The sequence below is a fragment of the Frankia sp. CcWB3 genome, assembly GCF_977927595.1.
The window spans coordinates 1-1,747 of record NZ_CDWRCK010000066.1; the positions used below are offsets into that span (position 1 = coordinate 1).

2 pseudogenes are annotated in these 1,747 nt (G+C 73.4%); both read right to left on the bottom strand.

Going from position 1 to position 1,747, the window contains the following annotated elements:
- Nucleotides 1-670: pseudogene (locus tag ACY5KJ_RS07585) on the bottom strand (hypothetical protein); the annotation flags it as partial.
- 44 nt (nucleotides 671-714) lie between these two features.
- A pseudogene (locus ACY5KJ_RS07590) lies at nucleotides 715-1,747 on the bottom strand (glycosyltransferase family 39 protein); the annotation flags it as partial.

Sequence of the window (1,747 nt, forward strand, 5' to 3'; positions counted from 1 at the left end):
GGCTGGGGCTGGGGCCGAGCCGGCGGACGAGCGGCCAGGGCAGCCCCCGGGCCGCCTCGAGAAGTACCGGCACCGCGAGGACCAGACCGAGGGGGCGACACAGGCCGCCGAGCAGACCGGCCACGGCCGCCAGCTCCCAGCGTCCGCTGCGGGCACCGAGGAACACCGCCACGGCCAGCAGCCCGGCGAGTCCCTCGGCGTACCCCATGACCAGGACGAAGGCGGGCGGAGCCAGCGCGGCGAGCCAGATGAGCCGGGTGGTCGCCTCCGGGGCGAACCCCTCGAACCGGGCGAGCCCCACCAGCAGCAGCGCGAAGACCAACGCGCACACGTTGACCACGACCAGGAGCACGACACCGACGTGGGCGTCGGCCCCCGGCAGCTTCGACAACCCCCGCACGAGCAGCGGCAGCAGGGGAAAAAACCGGCGGCTCTCGGCCCCGGCGCCGCTGTACCCGACCTCGGCAATCGTCTGGTACCACCCGGCGTCCCAACCGAGCAGGTCGGTGGTGCTCAGCTGCGCGCCCTGCTGCCCGCGGGCATCGTCGGCGATATACCTGGTCAGCGCCAGCGCCGCACCGACCGCCAGCCGGGCCGCGAGCCAGGCGAGCACGACCTCGCGCAGCTGCCAGCGGTCCTCCCAGCGGGTGGCCGCATGCCGGCCGCCCATGCCGCCACCTACCCGATGATCATCCGGAAGGGCCTCGGTCGCGGTCAAGAGGCCCGGAACCGCAGCAGCGCGTAGTTCTCGTAGCCCCTGGCCGGCAGACCCTGCTTCATGACCTCGTCCGCGAGTGGCCGGGCCTCCTGCAGGGTGGTGCGCACCACCGTGCACAGCTCCTCGTAGGTGCGGTACGACCCGGAACCGGCGAGGAAGACGGTGTGCTCCGGACCGGCCTCGGCGAGGGCGCGCCGGGCGATCGCGACCCCGTCGGCTGATTCGTTGCGCTGCTCGTAGTCGGCCCAGTCGACCCGGTCCGGCGGTGCGTAGGTCGGCACGACGTACACCTTCATCCAGTTCGGCACGGTACGGGCGAGGCCTGGTCCGAGCTGGTCCGGGCAGACCAGCATCACATCACCGGGCCGGGCGATCCGCTCGAGGACCTGCGCGGCCTCGGTGGCCTGGCTCCGCTCCCGGTGGATGTCGGAGGTCCCGGCGAGCAGACCGGTCAGGGCCGCGACGGCGACCACTCCGTGGAACACCCGCCGATCGGTGATGATCGTCGCGCCGAGCCCGATGACCAGCAGGAACGGCACGAAGGCGGTGGCGGTGTACCGGTCGGCCCAGGCGTTGCCGACCACCTTGCCCGCCGTCACCGCGACGACGAGCGTGCCGGTGGCCAGCAGGAACAGGGTCCGGCCCGGTTCGAGACCACGCAGGTCGAGAAGGATGAACCGGCCACCCGCGGGCCGGCCGGCGATGCCGGCGGCGGCGAGACCGGTGACCAGGAACAGCAATAGGCGACCCAGGGTCGTCGGGCCGCCGGCCCACTGGCCGTAGGCGTGGGAGATCGCGGCATAGCTGGCGGGCTCTCCCCAGGGGGTGCCGGTGTGGGTGAGCTGGTCGAAGAAGTCGGGCAGCCACGGGGCGAAGACCAGCCCGCCACCGACGATGCCGAGCAGCCCGAAGACCGGCCCCCGCCGCTGCGGGGTGAGGAAACGGGTCGGCGTCCGGTGACTGTGGGGGGCGCCCCGGCCCCGGCTTGCCGGACTTGCCGGACTTGCCGGGCTTCCCGGGCTTCCCGGG